1 protein-coding gene is annotated in these 1006 nt (G+C 49.0%); it reads left to right on the forward strand.

Annotated elements, in window-relative coordinates:
• Nucleotides 1-34: 34 nt before the first annotated feature.
• The coding region (locus tag C9I92_RS25060; RefSeq protein ID WP_107193946.1) for a zonular occludens toxin domain-containing protein at nt 35-1006 on the forward strand (972 nt) is incomplete at its 3' end.

Genomic DNA, 1006 nt, shown 5'->3' on the forward strand with positions numbered 1-1006 from the left:
ACTTCTTTTGTTCTGCGTGTTGTGAGGTGGTGATATGGCAGTCTCTTTCCGTTATGGCGCAAACGGCTCCTACAAATCAGCGTCGGCGGTCTGGTTTGACCTATTGCCTAACCTGCGTGCTGGGCGTGTCTGCATCACTAACGTTGAAGGGATGCAGCCACTTGAAACCATTGAAAAGCGGCTGGGTGAAAAGTTTCCTGATACTACTAGGTTAATTCGCATCAGCTCGCGAAATATGGAAGGTGTCCGCCTCTGGCAAAACTGGTTCTGCTGGGCTCCGATTGGCTCGTTTCTGCTCATTGATGAGTGTCAGGACTTGTTCGGCAAGCATGTCGGTTTCAAGATGGAAAAGCAGCAGTATCGTCCATTCGATGAGTTTGAACCGTATTTGCCCGAGGGTTTCCGGTCACTGTTTGAATCCAAATGGCAACCCGTCGATTTAAGCAGTATTGACCCCGGTGAGTTGGATGACACTGGCCGGACGCAATACGATGAGACTGGCCGCCTACTCTATCCCTTTGAGTTTAACGGGGCGTTCATGCGTCACCGGAAATACAACTGGGATATTGTCATGCTCACGCCGGACTTCAAGCAGATACCGTCTGAAGTGAAAGGCTGTGCTGAGATAGCCCGTCAGCATAAAAATACCGACATGATGTTCAGGAAACGTAAGCCACGTGTCTATGAACATCACCCAACGGTTACGACAACCAAGCCGGGGGCTAATGACTTGGTGTACTTCCAGAAAGTCCCGATTGAAGTTCACCTGCTCTATTCCTCAACGGGAACGGGCAAGCAAACCAAATCAGGTCAGTCCCTCGCCTTGTTCAAGCAACCTAAATTGATTTTTGCCTTTATCATTGCATTGCTTTCAATAGGATATTTTATCTATGCGCTATCCGGTTTTTTTTCTGATGATTCTGCTGCGGGTTCGCCAGCTGCTGAAGACGTCCAAGCCGATGAACTTACGTCGGTTCAATCATCCGTTGATAGTTCGCGGTTGGTC

The organism is Photobacterium ganghwense, assembly GCF_003025595.1.
Lineage (GTDB): Bacteria > Pseudomonadota > Gammaproteobacteria > Enterobacterales > Vibrionaceae > Photobacterium > Photobacterium ganghwense.